This is a genomic window from Dyella sp. C9, assembly GCF_003332825.1.
Classification (GTDB): Bacteria; Pseudomonadota; Gammaproteobacteria; order Xanthomonadales; family Rhodanobacteraceae; genus Dyella.
This window is the reverse complement of the sequence record NZ_QIRF01000004.1, coordinates 263,376-286,070: the sequence shown is the minus strand read 5'-3', so window position 1 is coordinate 286,070 and position 22,695 is coordinate 263,376. Positions and strand designations below refer to the sequence as shown.

19 protein-coding genes are annotated in these 22,695 nt (G+C 67.9%); 15 read left to right on the top strand and 4 right to left on the bottom strand.

Translation table 11 applies throughout. The features are described from left to right. Positions 1–172 precede the first annotated feature (172 nt). The 11 genes from DVU99_RS08110 to purH all read left to right on the top strand — a co-directional run bounded on the left by DVU99_RS08110 (position 173) and on the right by purH (position 11,104). The gene (locus tag DVU99_RS08110) at positions 173–1,084 is read left to right on the top strand and encodes a DMT family transporter (protein ID WP_114239703.1); all 912 of its coding nucleotides are present in this window, start codon (positions 173–175) and stop codon (positions 1,082–1,084) included. Positions 1,085–1,186: 102 nt separating this feature from the next. Beyond that, a complete protein-coding gene (locus tag DVU99_RS08105; protein WP_114239702.1) occupies positions 1,187–3,400 on the top strand; it encodes a protein-disulfide reductase DsbD in 2,214 nt (737 codons plus the stop codon). Further along, the gene (locus DVU99_RS08100; RefSeq protein ID WP_114239701.1) at positions 3,400–3,942 is read left to right on the top strand and encodes a peroxiredoxin; all 543 of its coding nucleotides are present in this window, start codon (positions 3,400–3,402) and stop codon (positions 3,940–3,942) included. Before DVU99_RS08105 ends, DVU99_RS08100 begins: the two co-directional genes overlap by 1 nt. Positions 3,943–4,092: 150 nt before the next feature. After that, positions 4,093–4,548, top strand: coding sequence for a type II 3-dehydroquinate dehydratase (gene aroQ / locus DVU99_RS08095; RefSeq protein WP_114239700.1), 456 nt, complete (start codon positions 4,093–4,095; stop codon positions 4,546–4,548). 62 nt (positions 4,549–4,610) lie between these two features. Continuing rightward, positions 4,611–5,069, top strand: coding sequence for an acetyl-CoA carboxylase biotin carboxyl carrier protein (gene accB, locus DVU99_RS08090; RefSeq protein ID WP_114239699.1), 459 nt, complete (start codon positions 4,611–4,613; stop codon positions 5,067–5,069). A 21-nt stretch (positions 5,070–5,090) separates the two neighbouring features. Next, positions 5,091–6,458 carry an acetyl-CoA carboxylase biotin carboxylase subunit gene (gene accC, locus DVU99_RS08085; RefSeq protein ID WP_114239698.1) on the top strand — a complete coding sequence of 456 codons (1,368 nt, stop codon included), beginning with the start codon at positions 5,091–5,093 and terminating at the stop codon, positions 6,456–6,458. A 48-nt stretch (positions 6,459–6,506) separates the two neighbouring features. Then, the gene (locus DVU99_RS08080; RefSeq protein WP_114239697.1) at positions 6,507–6,875 is read left to right on the top strand and encodes a hypothetical protein; all 369 of its coding nucleotides are present in this window, start codon (positions 6,507–6,509) and stop codon (positions 6,873–6,875) included. A gap of 74 nt (positions 6,876–6,949) precedes the next feature. Beyond that, complete coding sequence (prmA, locus tag DVU99_RS08075; protein ID WP_114239696.1) at positions 6,950–7,855, top strand: 50S ribosomal protein L11 methyltransferase; 906 nt, start codon at positions 6,950–6,952, stop codon at positions 7,853–7,855. Between the two features lie 98 nt (positions 7,856–7,953). Beyond that, positions 7,954–8,751, top strand: a complete 798-nt coding sequence (locus tag DVU99_RS08070; RefSeq protein ID WP_114239695.1) for a zinc-ribbon and DUF3426 domain-containing protein — start codon at positions 7,954–7,956, stop codon at positions 8,749–8,751. Positions 8,752–9,048: 297 nt separating this feature from the next. Further along, positions 9,049–9,336 carry a helix-turn-helix domain-containing protein gene (locus DVU99_RS08065; RefSeq protein ID WP_114239694.1) on the top strand — a complete coding sequence of 96 codons (288 nt, stop codon included), beginning with the start codon at positions 9,049–9,051 and terminating at the stop codon, positions 9,334–9,336. 157 nt (positions 9,337–9,493) lie between these two features. Further along, positions 9,494–11,104 (top strand): bifunctional phosphoribosylaminoimidazolecarboxamide formyltransferase/IMP cyclohydrolase, encoded by a 1,611-nt coding sequence (gene purH / locus DVU99_RS08060; protein ID WP_114239693.1) that lies wholly within the window; start codon positions 9,494–9,496, stop codon positions 11,102–11,104. A 93-nt stretch (positions 11,105–11,197) separates the two neighbouring features. Here purH and DVU99_RS08055 read toward each other — a convergent pair whose 3' ends face one another. Next, on the bottom strand, positions 11,198–12,205 hold the full coding sequence (locus tag DVU99_RS08055) for a bile acid:sodium symporter family protein (RefSeq protein WP_114239765.1): 1,008 nt from the start codon (positions 12,203–12,205) through the stop codon (positions 11,198–11,200). Positions 12,206–12,299: 94 nt separating this feature from the next. Between DVU99_RS08055 and DVU99_RS08050 the strand changes: the two genes are divergently transcribed. Then, positions 12,300–13,190 (top strand): LysR family transcriptional regulator, encoded by an 891-nt coding sequence (locus tag DVU99_RS08050; protein ID WP_114239692.1) that lies wholly within the window; start codon positions 12,300–12,302, stop codon positions 13,188–13,190. Between the two features lie 129 nt (positions 13,191–13,319). Further along, on the top strand, positions 13,320–14,030 hold the full coding sequence (locus DVU99_RS08045; protein ID WP_114239691.1) for a glutathione S-transferase: 711 nt from the start codon (positions 13,320–13,322) through the stop codon (positions 14,028–14,030). A 48-nt stretch (positions 14,031–14,078) separates the two neighbouring features. Here DVU99_RS08045 and DVU99_RS08040 read toward each other — a convergent pair whose 3' ends face one another. Then, positions 14,079–14,540 carry a DUF2782 domain-containing protein gene (locus DVU99_RS08040; protein ID WP_232823506.1) on the bottom strand — a complete coding sequence of 154 codons (462 nt, stop codon included), beginning with the start codon at positions 14,538–14,540 and terminating at the stop codon, positions 14,079–14,081. 222 nt (positions 14,541–14,762) lie between these two features. On the opposite strand from DVU99_RS08040, the gene polA reads away from it, so the two are divergent. Further along, positions 14,763–17,537, top strand: a complete 2,775-nt coding sequence (gene polA / locus DVU99_RS08035) for a DNA polymerase I (protein WP_114239689.1) — start codon at positions 14,763–14,765, stop codon at positions 17,535–17,537. A 455-nt stretch (positions 17,538–17,992) separates the two neighbouring features. After that, on the top strand, positions 17,993–19,021 hold the full coding sequence (locus tag DVU99_RS08030; protein ID WP_114239688.1) for a LacI family DNA-binding transcriptional regulator: 1,029 nt from the start codon (positions 17,993–17,995) through the stop codon (positions 19,019–19,021). Positions 19,022–19,046: 25 nt separating this feature from the next. Here DVU99_RS08030 and DVU99_RS08025 read toward each other — a convergent pair whose 3' ends face one another. Together DVU99_RS08025 and DVU99_RS08020 are read right to left on the bottom strand one after the other, a co-directional pair. Further along, positions 19,047–20,513, bottom strand: a complete 1,467-nt coding sequence (locus DVU99_RS08025) for an MFS transporter (protein WP_114239687.1) — start codon at positions 20,511–20,513, stop codon at positions 19,047–19,049. Continuing rightward, positions 20,510–22,570, bottom strand: a complete 2,061-nt coding sequence (locus DVU99_RS08020; protein WP_232823518.1) for a Six-hairpin glycosidase-like protein — start codon at positions 22,568–22,570, stop codon at positions 20,510–20,512. Before DVU99_RS08020 ends, DVU99_RS08025 begins: the two co-directional genes overlap by 4 nt. Positions 22,571–22,695: the final 125 nt, after the last annotated feature.

The following is a 22,695-nucleotide window of genomic DNA, read 5'->3' as shown; positions in this document are numbered from 1 at the left end:
AGGTTCTGACACTATGGGCGGCTAGGCTTCCAAACAAGCAGCCACATCCCCCTCGTCATTCCTGCAAAAGCAGGAATCCAGCGCCTTGGTTCCTGGTGCGATGAGGTACATCAGAAAGTCGCTGGATCCCTGCTTTCGCAGGGATGACAGGCAAAAGCCAAGAAACAAAACCATGAAAACCTCCGACATCGCTGCACTGCTCTTGCTGGGAGCCTTGTGGGGCGCCTCGTTCCTGTTCATGCGCATGGGCGCCGACGAATTCGGCGGCATGGCGCTGGCCGGCATGCGCGCGATCGGCGCGGCACTGTGCTCGGCCCCGCTGCTGCTGTCGCGCCAGCGCCGCATCGAGATGCGCACGCACTGGCGGGCCATTGCCGTGGTGGGCATGGCCAATTCAGCGCTGCCGTTCATCCTGTTCTCCTATGCGGCCAAGAGCCTGCCGGCCGGGGTTTCGGCCATTTCCGACGCCATCGCGCCGCTGCTGGTGGCGCTGTCGGGCTGGATGCTGCTGGGCGAAAGGCTGGACGCGCTGCGTGCCAGCGGCCTGGTGATCGGCCTGACCGGCGTGGTGTGGCTGGTGGCCGGCACGGTGGGCTTCGGCCACGGCAGCGGCGGTTCGGGCTGGGCGATGGCCGCCTGCGTGGGCGCCAATGTCTGCTACACCTTCGGCGCGCACTACAGCCAGCGCATGCTGCGCGGGGTGACGCCGCTGAGCGTGGCCACCGGCAGCCAGCTGGCCGCCGCCCTGGTGCTGCTGCCGCTGACCGTGTGGATGTGGCCGGCCGCCACGCCGGGCCCGGCCGCATGGGTGGCCGCCCTGGGCCTGGCCGCACTGTGCACCTCGCTGGCCTACGTGCTGTTCTACGGCCTGATGGCGCGGGTCGGCGCGTCGCGCAGCATGGCGGTGATGTACATGATCCCTGTGTTCGGCGTGCTGTGGGGCCTGCTGTTCCTGCACGAGCCGGTGACCCTGCCGATGGCCGGCGGCTGCGCGGTGATCCTGCTGGGCGTGGCGCTGACCACCGGGATGGTGCGTCTGCGCACCTCGGCACCGCTGGATCGGGCCGTGGCGGAACAAGGCTGAACCGGCGCGGTCCATCGGTTTCCGGACCGCTGCCCGCCGCGTGCGCCATAATCGGACGCTCGCCGGCCTCCCCAAGGTCTGGCCCCGTTTGTTGGAGCCGCAATGCGCCTGATTCGCCCCGGCCGCCTGGCCGCACGCTTTTCCGCCCTGCTTGGCCTGTGCCTGACCCTGCTCGTCGTCGCGCCTTCGTTCGCGCAGGATGACCTCGACGGTCTGCTGCCGGTCACCGAGGCCTACAAGCTCAGTGCCGATGCCAGCACGCCTGGCGTGCTGAAACTGCACTGGGAGATCGCGCCGGACTATTACCTCTATCGCGGCCGCCTGAAGTTCAAGCCGGCCGATGGCGTGACCCTGGGCGACGCGCAGCTGCCCGACGGCGAAAAGCACCACGACGAATACCTGGGCGATGTGGAGACCTACCACCACGCCATCGATGCCAGCCTGCCCTACACCGTGGCCACCGGCAGCACGCGCCTGAAACTGAGCGTGCAGTTCCAGGGCTGCCACGAGGTCGATCCGAAGATCTGCTATCCGCCACACACCGAACAGCTCGATCTGCCGCTGCCCGGCGCCGCGCCGGGCGGAACCGGCGCCGCCTCGCTGGGCGCCGCGCTGGGCAAGCTCGGCGCGGGCAAGGCGACCAGCGACGGCGCAGCGCTGCCGGCCGAGCAGGCCTTCCGACTGGAAGCCGTGGCCACCGACCGCCAGCACCTGCTGCTGCGCTGGAGCATGCCCAAGGGCTATTACCTCTATCGCGACCAGACCTCGCTGCAGCTGAAGGACGCCGCAGGTCTTGCGCTGGCCAAGCCCGCCTGGCCGGCCGGCGTGACGCATGAAGACGCCCATTTCGGCCAGACCACGGTGTATTTCGACCAGTTGGAACTGCCGGTGGCCATCGAGGGCGATACCGCGGCGCGCCAGGCGGTGCAGTTGGAAGCCAGCTTCCAGGGCTGCCAGGACGGCGGCCTGTGCTATCCGGTGATGACCCGCACGTTGTCCGTCGACCTGACCGGTATCCCTGCCACCGGCAGTGCGGCACAGCCCGCCCCGGAAATGCCGCCCACCGGCCTTGGCCAGGGCGCGCTCGGCGTGAGCCTGTGGTCGGCCCTGCTGCTGGCGCTGGGCGGCGGCCTGGTGCTCAACCTCATGCCCTGCGTGCTGCCGGTGCTGTCGATCAAGGCGGTGGGGCTGCTGGAGAGCGGCGAAAGCCACGCCAAGGCGCGCTCGCACGCGCTGTTCTATACGGCGGGCGTGCTGTCGAGCTTCGCGCTGATCGGCATCGCCATCGTCACCCTGCGCACAGCGGGCCACGCGCTCGGCTGGGGCGCCCAGTTGCAACAGCCGCTGGTGGTGGGCGTGCTGGCCTGCGTGATGCTGGCGGTGGGCCTGTCGATGTCGGGCGTGGTGCAGTTCGGCACCTCGCTGGGCAATGTCGGCCAGTCGCTGGCCTCCCGTTCGGGCCATGCGGGTGACTTCTTCACCGGTGTGCTGGCGGTGGCCGTGGCCAGCCCGTGCACCGCGCCGTTCATGGGCAGCGCGCTGGCCTATGCCTTCGCCGCGCCCATGCTCAACGCGCTGCTGGTGTTCCTGGCGCTGGGCGTGGGCCTGGCACTGCCGTTCCTGGCGGTGGGCTTCGTACCGGCGCTGGCCCGCCTGCTGCCGCGCCCCGGTGCATGGATGGAAACGCTCAAGCAGGTGCTGGCGTTCCCGATGTATCTCACCGCCGCATGGCTGGTGTGGGTGCTGGCGCACCAGCGCGGCGCCGACGCGGTGGGCCTGGTACTGGTGGCCGCGGTGCTGCTGGCCGCCACGCTGTGGTGGTTCGAGCGCAGCCGCTCACGCGGCGTCGCCAGCAAGATCGCGGTGGCCGTGCTGGCCGTGCTCACCCTGGTGCCGCTGTATTACCTCACCCAGGTGCCGCCGCCGGCGCAGGCCACCACGGTGGCCGAAGGCGTGGTCGCCTATAGCCCCGAAAAACTCGCCGAGCTGCGCAAGGCGGGCACCCCGGTGTTCGTGGACATGACCGCCGACTGGTGCGTGACCTGCAAGGCCAATGAGCACGCCGTGCTCGACACCGACGCCTTCCGCGAATTGCTGAAGAAGACCGGCGCGGTCTACATGAAGGGCGACTGGACCGACGTGAACCCCACCATCGCCGCCTTCCTGCAGCAATACCACTCGCCGGGCGTGCCGCTGTACGTGGTGTTTCCGCGCGACGGCGGAGAAGGCCACCAGCTGCCCACCGTGCTTACGTCATCGATCGTGGAAGACGCGCTGACCAAGACCGCCAGCACCCCGGTGGCGAGCAACCCCTGATGCTGAGCCGTAGCAACTGGACCATCCTGGGCCTGGCCGTGCTGGTCGCGGCGGTCGGCGGCTGGCTGCAGCACGCCAGCCAGCAGGAGCGAGTGCCGCCCGGGGTGCACGTCGCCCAGACCGGCGACATCGTTCCCGACCTGGCGCTGGCCGGGCTGGACGGCAAGGAGCACCGCCTGTCCGATTACCGCGGTCGCCGGGTACTGCTGAACTTCTGGGCCACCTGGTGCGGCCCCTGCCTGAAGGAAATGCCGGCGCTGTCCCAGGCCCAGGCCAACGTCGGCGAAAAAGGGGCTATTGTCGTCGGCATCGCCATGGACGACCCGCAACGCGTGCGCGACTTCCTGGTCAGCCATCCGCTCAACTACCCGGTGCTGCTGGGCCGGCTGGACAGCCCCAGCACTTCGCTGCGGCTGGGTAACGTCGGCGAACTGCTGCCATACAGCGTGCTACTGGACGAGAACGGCCGCGTGCTCGCCACCCGCCGCGGCGTGCTGGACGAGGACCAGCTGCAGCAGTGGCTGGCCGCACCCGCGCCCTGACGCGGTTTGGGCCGCCATACGTCGGCGCACGGTTTACGCGTAACTTCTCCTTCAAACATCGTCGAACTGCGCCGAACTGGACAACATCGGTCGGGGCGCGCACACTCCGCGCCGGATGTCGGCTCTGCCGGCTCAACCGAAGGTGGTTGCGTGGCGAAGATCCTGGTCCTGCATGGGCCCAATCTCAATCTGCTGGGCGTGCGTGAGCCCGAGGTGTACGGCCGCGACACGCTGGCTGACATCGACGCCATGCTCGCGCGACGCGCACAGGCGGCCGGCCATGCCCTGGAAAGCTTCCAGTCCAACGCCGAGCACGCACTGATCGAGCGCGTCCACCAGGCGCGGCTGGACGGCACCGATCTCATCCTGGTCAATCCCGGCGCCTTCACCCATACCAGCATCGCGCTGCGCGACGCGCTGGCCGGGGTGGCGATTCCGTTCATCGAACTGCACCTGTCCAACGTGCATGCGCGCGAACCGTTCCGCCGCCACTCCTACCTCTCGGACATCGCCATCGGGGTGATCTGCGGCTTCGGCGCAGACAGCTACCGGCTGGCGCTGGACGCCGCCGTGTCCAGGCTGGAGCGGATTGCCTCCGCCCACTGAACCGGCCCGATTACCCATTCCCATCCGGCTGCCAAGGCGGCCCCAACGAAAAGGTTTGAACCATGGACCTGCGCAAGATCAAGAAGCTCATTGACCTGCTCGAGGAATCCAACCTCGCCGAACTGGAAATCAAGGAAGGCGAGGAAGTCGTCCGCCTGTCGCGCGTGCCCAAGGGCGGCGTGACCGTCGCCGCCCCGGTGGTGCAGGCTGCCCCAGTGGCCGTTGCCGCCCCGGTCGCCGCTGCGGCTCCGGCCGAAGCCGCCCCGGCAGACGCCGGCCTGCCAGCCGGCCACGTGGTGAAGGCGCCGATGGTCGGCACCTTCTACGCCTCCGCGAGCCCGGGTGCCGCGGCCTTCGTGAAGGTCGGCCAGCAGGTCAAGGCCGGCGAGACACTGGGCATCATCGAAGCGATGAAGATGTTCAACCAGATCGAAGCCGATGTCGCTGGCACCGTGAAGGCCATACTGCTCGAGAACGGCCAGCCGGTGGAATTCGACCAGCCGATGTTCGTGATCGGCTAAGCCGGGCCCACCTCCATGCCCATGCTAGAAAAAGTCGTCATTGCCAACCGTGGTGAGATCGCGCTGCGCGTGCTGCGCGCCTGCCACAGCCTTGGCATCAAAACCGTGGCGGTGCACTCCACCGCCGACCGCAACCTCAAGCACGTCGGCCTGGCCGACGAGGCCATCTGCATCGGCCCCGCGCCGTCGGCCGACAGTTACCTCAACATCCCGCGAATCATCGCGGCGGCAGAGATCACCGACGCCCAGGCCATCCATCCGGGTTACGGCTTCCTCTCCGAGCGCGCCGACTTCGCCGAACAGGTGGAGCAGTCGGGCTTCATCTTCATCGGCCCGACTGCCGACGTGATCCGCCTGATGGGCGACAAGGTGGAGGCGATCCGCGCCATGAAGGCCGCCGGCGTGCCGTGCGTGCCCGGCTCGGGCGGCCCGCTGGGCGACAACGTCGAAGAGAACATGCGCATCGCGCGTGATATCGGCTACCCGGTGATCATCAAGGCCGCCGGTGGCGGCGGTGGCCGAGGCATGCGCGTGGTGCGCACCGAAGCCCACCTGGGCAACGCCATCACCATGACCAAGCAGGAAGCGAAGGCCGCTTTCGGCAACGATCAGGTGTACATGGAGAAGTTCCTGGAAAATCCGCGTCACGTGGAAATCCAGGTGCTGGCCGATGGCCAGGGCAACGCCATCCACCTGGGCGAGCGCGACTGCTCGATGCAGCGCCGCCACCAGAAGGTGGTGGAAGAAGCACCGGCGCCGGGCATCACGCCGGAACTGCGCGAGCAGATCGGCAAGGTCTGCGTCGAGGCCTGCCTGCGCATCGGCTACCGCGGCGCCGGCACCTTTGAGTTCCTCTACGAGGACGGCCGCTTCTACTTCATCGAGATGAACACCCGCATCCAGGTGGAGCATCCGGTGACCGAGCTGATCACCGGCATCGACCTGGTGCGCGAGCAGCTGCTGATCGCCGGTGGCGAGAAGCTGTCGATCAGGCAGTCGGACATCCAGATCCACGGCCATGCGATCGAGTGCCGCATCAACGCGGAAGATCCCGATTCGTTCCTGCCTTCGCCGGGCACGGTGAAGCGCTTCGAGGCGCCCGGTGGTCCGGGCGTGCGCGTGGACACCCACCTGTACGACGGCTACCGCATCCCGCCGAACTACGACTCCATGATCGGCAAGCTGATCGTGCACGGCCCGGATCGCGAAACCGCCATCGCGCGCATGCGCCTGGCGCTGGCCGAGACGGTGATCGAAGGCGTGAAGTGCAACGTCCCGTTGCAGCAGCGCATCATGGCCGACGTCGGTTTCCAGCAGGGTGGACAGAACATCCACTACCTGGAAAAGCGCATGGCCGAACAGAAGGAAAAGGCCGCCACCGGCGGCTGATGACTCGCCGGCGAGCCGCTCGGGCGGCTCGCCGGTTTGTTTCCGACGATGTCCGCACTGCTCACTCTCCCCGAAGCGATCGACGCCATCACCGATGCGTTCGACGAAGGCGACGGCTGGGATCGCTACGCGTGGGTCTATATCCGCGGCGAGATCACCGATTCGGCCTGCCGGCTCTACCTGTCGCACGTCGCCGACGAAGATGACGCACTGATCGACGACAACGGCGAGGCCCTGCCGCCCTTCGCCGCGCAGCACCACCTGCGCCATTTCCTCGAAGCGGGCGACTTCGCCGAGGTGTTGTTCGTGCAGCGACGGCACAAGTCCGATTCCGGCCTGGCGGACTTCATCCGTGCGCTGGACCACTACCACCGTCACGACAGTTTCCTGGGCATGCGTCCGGACGCCTCGCTGTAGGAGTGCGGGGCCATCCGGCGCGCACGCTGTCACCGACATCGGCGACAATAGCCCCTTGTCTGCAGGAACCCGCCATGCCCTGGCTCGAACTCTCGCTCACCATCCGCTCCGAACAGCAGCCCCGCGTTGAGGAAGCGCTCGACGATCTCGGCGCGCTCTCCATCACCATGCAGGACGCCGATGCGGAAACGCCCGACGAACAGGCGATCTTCGAGCCCGGCGTGGGCGAACTGCCGCTGTGGCCGACCATCACGCTCAACGCGCTGTTCGATGCCGACACCGATCGCCGGGGCCTCGGCGAAGCACTGGGCGACCTGCTGCCCTGGCTGGAGCCGGACCACATGCAGTTCCGCGACGTGGCCGACGAGGACTGGGAACGCGCCTGGATGGACCAGTTCAAGCCCATGGTGTTCGGCCGCCGCCTGTGGATCTATCCGTGGAACATCGAGCCGCCGGTCGACGATGACATCGTGGTGGTCCGGCTGGATCCCGGCCTGGCCTTCGGCAGTGGCACGCATCCCACCACCGCATTGTGCCTGGCCTGGCTGGACGGGCTCGACCTGCACGGCAAGACCGTCGTGGACTATGGCTGCGGCTCGGGCATCCTCGCCATTGCCGCACTGAAGCTGGGCGCGGCGAGCGCGGTGGGCGTGGACAACGACCCGCAGGCGCTGACCGCTTCGACGGACAATGCCGAGCGCAACCAGGTTGCCGACCGGCTCGCCGTGTTCCTGCCCGAAGAGGTGGACGTCGAACCGGCGGATGTATTCGTCGCAAACATTCTTGCCGGCCCGCTCGGCGAACTTGCGCCCACCTTCGCCGCCGCTGCAAAGCCCGGGGCGCCGTTCGCCATCTCGGGCATCCTGCAGGGTCAGGAAGAGGAATTGCTCGCGCGTTACGCCGAATGGTTCGAGGACCTCGAGGTGGCCATCCAGGAGGACTGGGTGCGCATCAGCGGACGACGCACCGGGAAGCACTAATGTCGCGGCTGAGCGCCGGTTCGCGATCTGGCGATGGCCCGCGTGCTTTGTGGCGGGCAGTGCACTAGGCTTGCCCCAGCCCGATACCAGCGGACCGCATGTACGCCCAATGTCCCGAATGCCTGACCGTGTTCTCGCTGAACGCGGTAACGCTTGCGCAAGCGCGCGGCCAGGTCGTGTGCGGGCATTGCGGCGCGGAATTCGATGCACTGGCCAGCCTCAGCGAGCAGCTGCCGCCCGAGCCGTTCGAATTCCTCACCCCGCATATCCCTGATGCGCCGCCTCGGCTGGACCTGGCGGTGTATCGCCCGCAACCGGAGGCCGCGCAGCCTGCGATCGCCGAGTCCACCGCGGCACCCCACGCCGAAGCCGAGGATTTCAGCAACCTGGTGGTCGCCCCCCGCTTTGCACGCCAGCAGCCGCCGCGTCCGCGACGCTGGCCCTGGATCACCGCCTGCCTGTTGCTGTTGCTCGCGCTGGGCGCGCAGATCGCCTGGGCCAAGCGCGACGCGCTGATCAGCGACGACACCATCGGCCCGATGCTCGAACAGGCCTGCGCCAGCCTCGGCTGCCAGCTTCCACTGGTGCAGGACACGCGCCAGCTCAGCCTGGTGGCCCGTGACGTGCAAGCGCATCCGTCGGTACCCGGCGCGCTGCTGATCACGGCCAGCCTGCGCAACGATGCGAAGTTCGCCCAACCGTATCCGGTCGTGTCGATCACCCTGTCCGACGCCAACGGCAAGCGGCTGGCCATGCGCCGGCTGCGTCCTGGCGAATACCTCGGCGACAACGCGGTGCTGCAGCGCGGCCTGCCGGCCAGCGGCACGGCCACGCTCATGCTTGAAGTGGAAGATCCCGAAGGCAAGGCGGTGGCCTTCGAGTTCGGTTTCGAATAGACGTCCATTTGCGAAGGACGGGCCGGGGGCCGGGGCCCTTCCCCGGGCCGGCGGCGAGACCCAACCGTCAGGCATAGTCCGTGCCATCTCCTGCCGATTTTGTCCATAGGACATTTACTGAAAGACACGTCCGGTCCTGCGCGCTGTACTGCAGGGACTTAAAATTGTCTGGCCGCGAGGGTAAACTCGCCCCTTCGTCTTGTGCTGCACCCGGCGTTCCATGCGAGCCGCCGCCCGCGGTATTGCCATAAACAAATGCAACGGCCCACGTAGCCGTTGCGTAGAACGTGAGGGGAAATGCCCGTGAATGCCGTCAGACTGCCTGCCAACGAGTCTCCTGCCGAGACTTCGTCGCAGAGCGCGTTGAGCGAATGCGTCAGTCGCACCGTCCGCCGTTACCTCGCCGACATCGGCGACACGGAGTGTGACGAAGGCCTGCACGCGCTCGTGATCCGCGAGGTCGAAGGCCCCCTCCTGCGCGAGGTGCTGGCCTGGCACGACGGCAACCAGAGCCGCGCCGCTGCCGCGCTCGGCATCAACCGCGCCACGCTGCGCAAGAAGCTGGCCGCCCACGGCCTGCTGTAACAGCCCCTCGGCTGGACCCGCCTGCCCTGGGCGCACCGCGCCAGGGCTCGCATCGCGATACCACTGCATTTAGCCGTCCATCGTGCCCGGACCGCCCTCGCCGACGGCCCGGCCCGGGCAGGCTATAATGTGCGGCTTCCCCGTTCTGGAAGCCGCCATGTCCGCCTCTGCTGTCACCCCCATTCGCCGCGCGCTGCTCAGCGTGTCCGACAAGACCGGCCTGCTTGAACTGGGCCAGCGGCTGAGCAAGGCCGGCGTGGAGCTGCTCTCCACCGGCGGCAGCGCCAAGGCGCTGCGCGATGCCGGCATCCCGGTGAAGGACGTCAGCGAGCTGACCGGCTTCCCGGAGATCATGGACGGCCGCGTGAAGACGCTGCACCCGAAGGTGCATGGCGGCCTGCTGGGTCGCCGCGGCACCGATGCCGCCGTGATGGCCGAACTGGACATCGCCCCGATCGACCTGCTGGTGCTCAACCTGTATCCGTTCGAGCAGACCGTGGCCAAGCCGGACTGCACGCTGGAAGACGCGAGCGAGAACATCGACATCGGCGGCCCGGCGATGCTGCGTTCGGCGGCCAAGAACTGGAACGACGTCGGCGTACTCACCTCGCCCGACCAGTACGCCGAGGCGCTGGCCGAGATCGAAAGCCAGGGCGGGCTCAGCCGCGCCACGCGCTTCAAGCTTGCCGTGGCCGCGTTCAACCGCGTGTCCAACTATGACGGCGCGATCAGCGACTACCTGTCCGCGCTGAAGCTCAACGACAACCTCGACGCCATCGCCGGCCACGAGGCGTTCCCGGAGCAGGCCAATGGCCGCTTCGTGAAGGTGATGGACCTGCGCTACGGCGAGAACCCGCACCAGCAGGCCGCGTTCTACCGGGACCTGTACCCGGCGCCGGGCACGCTGGCCACCTTCCGCCAGCTGCAGGGCAAGGAGCTGTCGTTCAACAACATCGCCGACTCCGACGCCGCGTGGGAATGCGTGCGCAGCTTCACCAAGCCGGCCTGCGTGATCGTCAAGCACGCCAACCCCTGCGGCGTGGCGGTGAGCCTGGACGGCATCGGCCGCGCCTACGACCTGGCCTACCAGACCGACCCGACCTCGGCCTTCGGCGGCATCATCGCGTTCAACCGCGTGGTCGATGCGGCCACCGCCAAGTCCATCGTGGACCGCCAGTTCGTCGAAGTGGTGCTGGCGCCGGGCTACGAGGACGAGGCGCTGAAGGTATTCGCCAAGAAGGCCAACGTGCGCGTGCTCGAGATCCCCGCGCCGGCCGATGGCGACCTCAGCAAGGCGCATCCGGGCAACGACGTGCGCCGCGTGGGTTCGGGCCTGCTGATCCAGACCGCCGATCGCGCCATGGTGAAGCCGGAAGACCTCAAGATCGTCACCCAGCGCGCACCGACGCCGGCCGAGATCGACGACCTGATCTTCGCCTGGAAGGTGGCCAAGTACGTCAAGAGCAACGCCATCGTCTACGCCAGGAACCGCCAGACCATCGGCGTGGGCGCCGGCCAGATGAGCCGCGTGTACAGCGCCAGGATCGCCGGCATCAAGGCCGCCGACGAGAAGCTGGAAGTGCGTGGCTCGGTGATGGCGTCCGACGCGTTCTTCCCGTTCCGCGACGGCATCGACGCCGCGGCGGCCGCCGGCATCAGCGCGGTGATCCAGCCGGGCGGCTCGATGCGCGACGCGGAAGTGGTCGCCGCCGCCGACGAACACGGCATGGCGATGGTGTTCACGGGCATCCGCCACTTCCGCCACTGAGGCGACCAGAGAAAAAGAAACGGGGCCCTAGGGCCCCGTTTTCGTTGCCCCCTGCAGGAGCGCACAGGGTGCGCTCCTGCAGGGACTTTCGTATCAGGACAGCGCCTGCACCTGCTCCGTGGCCGCGCGCTTCACCTCCACCGGCCGCGCCGCGTACTTGCGTGCCAGCACGGCGCAGGTCATCAGCTGCATCTGGTGGAACAGCATGATCGGCAGCACGATCGTGCCCAGCGGATGGCCGGCGAACAGCACCTTGGCCATCGGCACGCCGCTGGCGAGGCTCTTCTTGGAGCCGCAGAACACGATGGTGATCTCGTCCTCGCGATTGAAGCCCAGTGCGCGTGCGCCATAGCGCGTCACCAGCAGCGCAACCGCCAGCAGCACCGCGTTCACCACCAGCAGGCCACCCAGCACCGGCAGCGGCATCTGCTTCCACAGGCCCTGCAGCACAGCCGCGCTGAAGGCGGTGTAGACCACCAGCAGGATCGAACCCTGGTCGACATAGGACAGCAGCGCACGGTTGCGCTCCACCCAGCGGCCGATCCAGCGCTGCGCCACCTGGCCGGCCACGAACGGCACCAGCAGCTGCATCACGATGGCGCCCACCGCATCCCAGCTCATGCCGCCCTGCCCGTGCGATTCCAGCATCACGCCCACCAGCACCGGGGTGATGAAGATGCCCAGCAGGCTGGAAGCCGAAGCCGCGCAGATCGCCGCGGGGATATTGCCGCGCGCCATCGAGGTGAAGGCGATCGACGACTGCACCGTCGACGGCAACGTGCACAGGAACAGCACGCCCATGTACAGCGCCGGCGTCACCAGCGGCGACAGCAGCGGACGCAGCAGCAGGCCCAGCACCGGGAACAGCACGAAGGTGCTGGCCAGCACGGTGAGGTGCAGGCGCCAGTGGGTCATGCCCGCCACCACCGCCTCGCGCGACAGCTTGGCGCCGTGCAGGAAGAACAGCAGGGCGATGGCCAGGTCGGTCAGCCAGTCGAACACGTGGGCGGTGGTGCCACGGCAGGGCAGCACGCTGGCCAGCGCCACGGTGGTGATCAGGGCACAGGTGAAACGGTCGGGAAGGAAGCGGCGGAAGGACATGGCCATCGGCACGACAGGACGGGAGAGCGCTATTGGACCGCCAGGCCATTGATTATTCAAATCGTTTTATCTGATCTACTGATAGTATTTTGATATGAATATCAGCCTGCGCCAGCTTCGTGTGTTCCTGGCCGTGGCCCGCCAGCAGCATTTCCGGCGGGCCGCCGAGAGCCTGCACCTGAGCCAGCCGGCGGTGAGCCGGCATATTGCCGAGCTGGAAGGCGAGCTCGGCGTGCGCCTGTTCGACCGCACCACCCGCGAGGTCATCCCCACCGAGGCCGGGCGCTACCTGGAGAACGCTATCGGCCGCGTGCTGGACGAACTGGAGGGCGTGCTCGACCAGGTCCACTCCGAGAGCGAGCGGCGCCGTGGCAAGGTGCACGTAGCCTCGGTGCCCACCCTGTCGGCCGGGCTGATGCCGCAATGCATCGCCGAATGCGCGCAGCTGTATCCCGAGCTCACCATCCAGCTGCATGACCAGGCCCAGACCCAGGTGCTGGATGCGGTGCTGGGGGGAGAGGTGGATTTCGGCGTCGCAGTGGCTCCCACCGCCACCGGCGAATTCGACAGCGAGCTGATCCTGCGCGACCCGTTCGTGCTGGTATGCCGACCCGATCACCCGCTGGCCCAGCTCGACCGCGTGCCCTGGCGCAAGCTGTCCGGCCAGCCGCTGGTGCTGCTGGATTACTCCTCGGGCAGCCGGCGCCTGATCGACCACGCGCTGGCCAAGCGCCACATCGAGGTGAACATCGTGCAGCAGACTGGGCACACGCTCACCGCGTTCCGCATGGTCGAGGCCGGGCTGGGCATCAGCGTGAGCCCCGCGCTGTCGCCACCGCCGCCCAACCTGGTCACACGGCCACTGACGCCGGTGGAGCATCGCGACGTAGTGCTGTTGAAACGCCGCCAGCGCTCGCTGTCGCCGCTGGCCACGCTGGTATGGGACCAGCTGCGCAGCACCGCCGCAAAGCAAAGCCTCCTGTAGCAGCGCCCCCTGTGCGCGACCGACCCGGGACCGACGGTGAGGGCGCCGTGACCGCGCACGGGGTGCGCTCCTACACGCGTCCTTGAAGGCGCGGTGGCGAAGATCGGCCTTTGATGCCCGGAGGCGGCCATGCGCTACGAGCTCTACTACTGGACCGGCATCCAGGGTCGCGGCGAATTCGTGCGCCTTGCGCTGGAGGACGCCGGTGCCGATTACGTCGACGTGGCGCGCGAGCAGGGCGATGCGGTGATGATGCCGTTCCTGCGCGGCGAGCGGCCCGGCACCCGTCCGTTCGCGCCGCCGTTCCTGCGCGCGGGAAGGCAAGTGATCGCGCAGACGGCGAACATCCTGGCCTTTCTCGCCCCGCGCCACGGCCTGGTGCCCGCCTCCGCGGCCAGCCAGTGCCAGGCGCTGCAGTGGCAGCTGACCATCGCCGACATGGTGGCCGAGGTGCACGACACCCACCACCCGATCGCCATGGAGCTTTATTACGAGGACCAGCGGGCCGAGGCGCGCAAGCGCGCCGCCTCGTTCCGACACGAGCGCATGCCGAAATACCTGGGCTACTTCGAGGACATCCTCGCCGGCGGCGATGGCCGCCACACGCTTGGCCGACGCCACAGCTACGTGGACCTGTCGCTGTTCCAGCTGATGTCGGGCCTCGAGTACGCGTTTCCGCAGGCGATGAAGGGCCTGCGCCGACGAACCACGCGATTGCGCGCACTGGCCGAACGCGTGGCTTCACGACCGCGCGTGGCGGCCTACCTGGCCTCGCCGCGCCGCGTGCCGTTCAATGAGGACGGCATCTTCCGCCACTACCCCGAACTGGATGGGGCTTAGGCGACGAAGGCTGCCGCCGGTCGGCCGGCGGCAGTACCCCGGGCGGCCTTACTGGCCACCGTTGTCCTGATCCTGGGCGGAGCGGCCCTTGCCCCACTCCATGATCTTGTACATCACCGGCTTCACCGGCTCGCCCGCCTGGTTGGTCCAGGCGCCCTTCTGGTCGACGTTGTAGGTCTGCGGAATGCCGCCCTTGGGCGTCACCACCACCATGTAGAGCTGGCCGCTGCGGCGGTATTCCTGCACCGTGTCATCGCCTTCGGTGTGCACGCTCACGGTGGGCGGCGCATTGCCATTGGCGTCACGCGGCTGCGTCGACGAGGTCGAGGTCGGGGACTGGCTCATCGGCGCCGCCGTATCGGCCGATACCTGGCCCGAGCTCGAGGCGGAGCCCGATTTGGGCGACGGTGCCGGAGCGGGAGCCGGCGCCGGGGCGGTGGCCTTCACGCCCGGATCATTGATGCCCGGCGGCGGTGGGGCCGGCGGAAACGGCGGAGAGGACTGGGACATCGCCGGCGATGCGACCGCGACACCAAGAACGACTAACCATGCAACGGGTTTCATGACGACGGCCTCCTGTTGGACTCACAGCATAGCAGTGCGAAACCCCACCGCTTGTGAAGCAACGGCACCGCTAGTCGCGCACGGAAACGCAGCGACCGGCGGACAGGTGCACGCCTGCCCTGAACGGCATGCGCCGCCGCGTCACACATGCGCATGAGAGAATGCCCCATGGCCAAGCTCATCCTCATCGACGGTTCCTCCTACCTCTACCGCGCCTTCCACGCCCTGCCCCCGCTCAGCAATGCGCAGGGCGAGCCGACCGGCGCCTTGTTCGGCGTGGTCAACATGCTGCGCGCCACGCTGAAGGCGAAACCCGAGTACGTCGCCTTTGTCAGCGACGCGCCCGGCCCGACCTTCCGCAACGCGCTGTATGACCAATACAAGGCCAACCGCCCGCCGATGCCCGACGACCTGCGCGCACAGGTGCAGCCGATGCTGGCCATCGTGGGTGCACTGGGCTTCCCCATCCTGCGCGTGGATGGCGTGGAGGCCGACGACGTGATCGGCACGCTGGCCGAACAGGCGCATGCGCAAGGCATCGAGGTGGAGATTTCCACCGGCGACAAGGACCTCGCGCAGCTGGTGCGACCCGGCATCACCCTGGTCAACACCATGACCAACACCACCACCGACAGCGCCGGCGTGGTGGAGAAGTTCGGCGTGGAGCCGACGCAGATCGTCGACTACCTCACGCTGACCGGCGACAGCGTGGACAACGTGCCAGGCGTGCCCAAGTGCGGCCCCAAGACCGCGGCCAAGTGGCTGGCCGAGTACGGCACGCTGGACAACCTGATGGCCAACGCCGACAAGGTCGGCGGCAAGATCGGCGAGAGCCTGCGCGCGACGCTGCCGCAGCTGCCGTTGTCGCGCCAGCTGGTGACGATCAAGACCGACGTGGCGCTGGAGCAGCCGGTAAGCGCGCTCACCCTGCATGAGCGCCATGTCGACCAGCTGCGCGAGCTGTACACGCGCTACGAGTTCAAGCAGGCGCTGAAGGAGCTGGACGCCGCCGTATCCCCTGCAGGAGCGCAGCCTGTGCGCGAACAGGACACCGCGAACAGTGTCGGCGATAAAGCCGAAGCCGGTCGCGCACAGGGTGCGCTCCTACAGGCAGAGCCACCCGTGCTGAACATGCCGGGCCAGTACGAGCTGGTCACCACCCAGGCGCAGTTCGACGGCTGGCTGGCGAAGGTCGCCACGGCGCCACTGGTCTCGTTCGATACGGAGACCACTTCGATCGACAGCATGCAGGCCGACATCGTGGGCCTGAGCCTGTCGGTGGAACCAGGCCATGCCTGCTACGTGCCGCTGGCGCACGACTATCCCGGCGCGCCCGCACAGCTGTCGCGCGAGCACGTGCTGGCGGCGCTCAAGCCGTTCTTCGAGGACCCCGACCGCCCCAAGATGGGCCAGCATGCCAAGTATGACATCAACATCCTGTCGCACTACGGCATCGCGCTGCGCGGTCTCAAGCACGACTCCATGCTGGAATCCTACGTGTGGAACGCCACCGCCACGCGCCACGACATGGATTCGCTGGCCAGGAAATACCTGGACGTGGACACCATCAAGTACGAGCAGGTCGCCGGCAAGGGCGCCAAGCAGATCCCGTTCTCGCAGGTGGACCTGGATACCGCCTGCCGCTACGCCGCCGAGGACGCCGACATCACCCTGCGCCTGCACCACGCGCTGTGGCCGAAGCTGGAGATCGAGCCGAAGCTGCGTTCGGTCTACGAGAACATCGAGATCCCGCTGATTCCGGTGCTGGCCTCGATGGAACAGCGCGGCGTGCTGATCGACGTTGGCGAACTGCGCATGCAGAGCCAGCAGCTGGGCAAGCGCATGCTGGAGCTGCAGCAGGAGGCCTGGAAAGGCGCCGGGCGCGAGTTCAACCTGGACTCGCCCAAGCAGTTGCAGGCGATCCTGTTCGATGAGCTCGGCCTGCCGGCCAAGCTCAAGACGCCCACCGGCCAGCCCTCCACCAACGAGGAGGCGCTGGAAGCCATCGCCGACGACCACCCGCTGCCGCGGCTGATCCTCGACTACCGTGGCCTGGCCAAGCTGCGCTCGACCTACACCGACAAGCTGGCCGAGATGGTCAACCCGCGCACCGGCCGCGTGCACACCAGCTATCACCAGGGCGCGGTGGCCACCGGGCGCATCTCGTCGTCCGATCCCAACCTGCAGAACATCCCGGTGCGCACCGAGGAGGGCCGGCGCATCCGCCAGGCCTTCGTGGCGCCCAAGGGCTGGGTGGTGCTCGCCGCCGACTATTCGCAGATCGAGCTGCGCATCATGGCCCACCTCTCGGGCGACGAAGGCCTGCTCAAGGCCTTCCACGAAGGCGGCGACGTGCATCGCGCCACCGCCGCCGAGGTATTCGGCCTCAAGCCGGAGGAGGTGTCGGCCAACCAGCGCCGCGCCGCCAAAGCGATCAACTTTGGCCTGATGTACGGCATGAGCGCGTTCGGCCTGTCCCGCCAGCTCGGCGTCGACCGTGGCGAAGCCAGCGACTACATGGCGCGCTACTTCGCGCGTTATCCCGGCGTGCACGCCTTCATGGAGGCCACGCGCCAGCAGGCCCATCGTGACGGCTACGTGGAGACCCTGTTCGGCCGCCGGCTGTACCTGGAAAACCTCAGCTCCCGCAACCAGGCCCTGCGCGCCGGCGCCGAGCGCGCCGCGGTCAACGCGCCGATGCAGGGCACCGCGGCGGACATCATCAAGCGCGCCATGATTTCGGTGCACCACTGGCTGGGCCAGCGCAACGACGACGCCCACATGCTGATGCAGGTGCACGACGAACTGGTGTTCGAGGTCCGCCAGGACGTGGTGGATGAGGTGCGCGCCGGCGTCATCGAGCGCATGTCCGGGGCGGCGACGCTGTCGGTGCCCCTGCTGGTCGAGGCGGGCGGGGGGGCGAACTGGGACGAGGCGCACTGAGCCTCCGCCCCTCCTGTAGGCGCGCACCCTGTGCGCGACGGGGCAGGGGACGGGTCGCGCACAGGGTGCGCTCCTACATAGGTTCAACATGGCCTTCCGGGACCGGCCCCACGGAAACATTTGATTTCCGTGAAATGAATATCCGCTAACCAAAATCGCGTTTTCGTGTGCAACTTTTGCCGCGTCGTGCGTTCTCAATTATCGGATGCGCGCAACGGCATCCATCGGCTCACCACCTCCCTGGATGAGCCAACCGGCCAGCGAACCTCTCCCCTGGGCTTCGCTGCCACCCCGGCCCCGAGGATTCCCCCCTAATCCTCGGGGCTTTTTTTGCCCCTGAACCAGTTGTCGCGGCGAAAGGACAGCGAACGAACAAATCGTTAGGATTTGCGCCATCCATTCGGGCCACAGGGAGCGCGGCCGGAATCGTCTCAGGGGGTCGTGGTCGCGTGCAGATGAAGGGAAAGGTCACCTCGTTCGATATTGCCCCCCTGGCCGGGGTCTCCCAGTCCACGGTGTCGCGCGCCCTGCGCGGCAGTCCGCTGGTCAACGAGGAGACCCGGCGACGCATCCAGGCCGCGGTCGAGGAGCTCAACTACAAGGTCGACAAGAACGCCTCCAGCCTGCGCGCCCGGCACACCGGCACGCTGGCGCTGCTGCTGTTCGAGGACCCCACGGCCGACGAGTCGCACATCAACCCGTTCTTCCTGTCCATGCTGGGCTCGATCACCCGCGCCAGCGCGCAGCGCGGCTACGACCTGCTGATCTCGTTCCAGCAGTTCTCGCGCGACTGGCATGCCGACTACGCAGACAGCAAGAAGGCCGACGGCATCATCCTGCTCGGCTACGGCGACTATCTGGCGATCCGCGACAAGCTGAAGAAGCTGGTCGACCAGGGCACGCGATGCGTGCGCTGGGGTGCGGTGCTGCCGGATCAGCCGGACGTCTCGGTGGGGTGCGACAACATCAGCGGCGGCCACGCGGTGACCGCGCACCTGCTCGAACAGGGCTGCAGGCGCATCGCCTTCCTCGGCGACGCCTCCAGCCACTACCCGGAGTTCTTCGACCGCTACCGCGGCCACGTGCAGGCACTCGGCGAGGCAGGGCACGAGGCGGAGCCCCTGCTGCAGGTGAACGCCGAAAGCACCGAACGATCAGGCTACGACGCGCTGGAATCACTGCTTGCGCGCGGCGTGAGCTTTGATGGCGTGTTCGCCGCCAGCGACCTGATCGCGATCGGCGCCATGCGGGCGCTGGACGATCACGGCCTGAAGGTGCCCGACGACGTGGCGCTGGCCGGCTTCGACGACATCCCCATGGCCAGCTTCGTCAATCCGCCGCTGACCACCGTGCTGCAGGACACCAGCCTGGCCGGCGAGATCCTGGTCGACAATCTGTTGCGGCTGATCCGCGGCGAGCCCGCCGAGAGCACCATGCTCCCGGCCCGACTGATCGTGCGCCGCTCCAGCCAGCGCCCCCGCTAAAGTGCGGGGCGCGCGGGGGGCGCGCCTACGCCGTCGAAGGCTCGGCCACGCGCAGCGTGCATAGCCCTGCCACGACCAGGCAGGCACCGCCCATGGCCAGTGCCCAGATCGGCTGGCCGTGGAAGAACAGCCGGAGCAGCACGCCCAGCACGCTGGCGGCCAGCAGCTGCGGGATCACGATGAAGAAATTGAAGATGCCCATGTACACGCCCATCTTCGCCACCGGCAGGTTGTCCGACAGCAGCGCATAAGGCAGCGACAGGATGGACGCCCAGGCAAAACCGATGCCCACCATCGACAGCAGCAGCCAATGCGGGTCGCGGATCACCAACAGCGAAAGCAGGCCCGCGCCGCCCAGCCACAGGTTCACCAGGTGGCTCACGCGCAGGCCCCAGCGCCGCACCATCCAGGGAATCACGATGGCGGCAACCGCGGCGAAACCGTTGTAGGCCGCGAACAACACGCCCACCCAGTTGGCGCCTTCGTTATAGGCGGCCGAATGGGTATCGGTGGTGCCGTAATGCACCGAGGTCACCGCGGCGGTGGTGTAGATCCACAGCGCGAACAGCGCGAACCACGAGAAGAACTGCACCACCGCCAGCCGACGCATGGGCGTGGGCATGCCGTACAGGTCGGCCATCACTTCGCGCAGCATGCCGACGCTGCGCGTGGCGGACAGCCAGCCGAACAGCGCGCCGAACACCAGCAGGCCGCCAGCGAGCAGGTAGAGTTCCTTCTCCAGCGCATAGTGGTGGATCGCCAGCAGCAGCAAGGCCCCGGCCACCAGCAACAGCACGCCGACCCGCCACGCCGGCCTGGCGTCGATCCAGCCTGACTCGGGCGCGCTGTCGGCAAAGGCCTCGAGCTGTTCCGGCGGGTACTCGCGCGTGCTGAACACCGTCCACAGCACCGCCAGCAGCAGCACCGCGCCGCCCAGGTAGAACGCGTAGCGCACGGTATCGGGAATGGCACCCTCGGCCGCCACGTTGCTCACGCCCAGCTTGGCCAGCAGCCAGGGCAACAGCGATGCCACCACCGAACCCACGCCGATGAAGAAGCTCTGCATGGCATAGCCCGTGGGCCGTTGGCGTGGCGGCAGCTGGTCGCCGACGAAGGCCCGGAATGGCTCCATCGAAATGTTGATGGAGGCATCCATCACCCACAGCAGTCCCGCCGCCACCCACAACGCCGGCGAGTTGGGCATGCACAGCAGGGCCAGCGTGGTGAGCACCGCGCCGATCAGGAAGTACGGCCGGCGCCGCCCCAGGCGACCCCAGGTGCGGTCGGACAGGTAGCCGATGATCGGCTGCACGATCAGCCCGGTGAACGGCGCGGCGATCCACAACGCGGGAATGTCGCCCACGTCGGCGCCGAGGGTCTGGAAGATGCGGCTGACGTTGGCGTTCTGCAGGGCAAAGCCGAACTGGATGCCGAGGAACCCAAAGCACATGTTCCAGATCTGCCAGAACGACAGTTCGGGTTTGCGGCTCATGGCTTGCCCTTGCCTGCCGGTGCCACCAGCAAGGCGCTTACCGCTGCATCGTTGACCGGACCATCCGCGCCGCCCTGGGCACTGGTGTAGTGCGCGTTGTGGCTGAGATAGCTCATGTTGAAGCCCTGGGCGAGGTCGAAGCGGCACGACGCACCGGCCGGCGCATCGAAGGCCGCCGAGGTCGAACGCTGCACGCCCAGGCTGTGCGGCATCACCACCGGCACGCCCTGCACCGGCACGCCGTCGCAGTGGATTTCCAGCATCTTCACCGCGGCCGTCACGCCGGTGTTGATCGGACCGTGGTCATTGGCATAGTCGAAGGCGGCGATGAAACGACCACTCGCCGTCGCGCGCCACGTCCACGGCCCCGCTCCGGCCATGCGTGCCGGCGAACCCTTGCAGGTAGCCGCGCTGGGCAGCGACTCCAGCCCGCGGGCATCGCGCCGGGTGAGCTGGAAGCACTGCAGGGTGTCGCCCTTGGCCACGGCCAGATGGCCGTCGATCGGGCCCACGCGTTGGCCATCGAGATACAGCATGCCTGGCGCATCGAAGCTCACGTCCCAATGGCTGCCGGCATCGGTCACCGCGGGCGCCCCGGGCATCGCCGGCGCATACAGCGGCGCGTCGGTACGCAAGGCCGGCGCGCCGGAACGGATCGCCTTCAAGGTGACTACGGTGGTATCGCCTTCGCGCTGCTGGGTGTCGCTCACCAGCAGGTCGCCATCGAGGCGGGCGGGACGCTGCAGCACAATGCGCTGCCCGGCCAGATCCAGCGTGATGCGCTGGCCGTTGCCGAACAACGGCGTTGCCCAGGCCACCGGCAGCTTGGGATCGATGCGGCCGTCATCGCCCAGGCCGAACACCCCGCCCATCACCATGTCGAGGTAACCGGCCACCGACCAGAGCTGGCGCGGCGAATTCACCACCGGGCCGCTCAGCGCGCCCTCGTCCACATGGACCGCCTGCGAGAGCAGCTCGTAGTTCTCCATGTCGGAGGCCGCGAGCGAGGCGCCGCGCACCAGCGAATCCATTTCGTGCGCGATGCGTGGCGCATCGTTGACGCTACGCGCGGCCCGCAGCGCATAGGCACTGACGAACGGCCAGATGGCGCGGTTGTGATAGACCGGCTGGTCCTTGCGCTCGGGCCAGATCACCGGGCTGCCGGCCGGCCAGGTCGGATAGTTGGCGAGCGCCAGCCTCGCCTTGGCCGGGGCGGCAACGCCGCTGGTGATCGCCAACGCAATGCCCAGCAGGTCATAACTGTCCACCGGCATCGCGCCGGGGCCGATGTAGCTCATGTACATGCCGCGATCTTCACGCCAGAAGCGGGCATTGATGGCTTGCGCCAGCGCCTCGGCCTGCGCCTGGTATTCGTGTGCGGCGGCGTCATGCCGTTGGGCAGCGAGCCGGGCCGCCAGTTGCAGGGCCTGGTAGTGCAGCACGTTGGTGGACAGCGCGAACGACTCGCCGATGAAACGCACGTCCTTGGCGGTCCACGCCGGATAGCTCTGCTCGCGCCAGTCCAGGAACGAGGTTTCGCCCCGGTAGAGGCCCAGCGTCGCGTCGAACACGTAGAGCCGGTCCTGCGCCAGCGTGTCCTTCAGGGCACGCCAGGTCTCGTCGCCAAAATGCGGATCGTCCAGCAGGTGCCGCGCACCGAGGAACCACACCACGCGGTCGGTGCTGATCGGCCAGCTGCCGCCCGAGCCGGTGTCCTGCAGCACGTACAGGCCTTGCGGGGCCGACGGCTCGCGCACGTCGGACAACTTGAAACGCAACGACTGCCGCGCGCGCGCCGGATCCAGCCGCCACAGCGACAGATCCACCGAATAGGAGAGGTCGCGCGTCCACACGTACGGCCACTTCTCGCCGGTGCTGAAGCACTCGCAGGGAATCGGCTTGCCGTGATCGAAGGCGTTGTCCTGGATCGCGCTCACCGAATCCTGGCGCAGGTCGTCCTGGGCCATCGCGAACAGGCCGTCGAACAGCGGGCTGGCGGTATGCACGGCGAGCTTCTGCGCGCCGATGCGGCGGTCGCCCTTGGGCGCATGCAGCATGAAGCCGCCATCCGGCGCGGCCGTCATGCTGGCCAGCCGGCCTTGCCAGTCCACGGCACCGTGCGCATCCAGCACCTGCGCATGGCTGGTACCGGCCAGCAGGATTCCCGCCAGCGCAAGCGCAA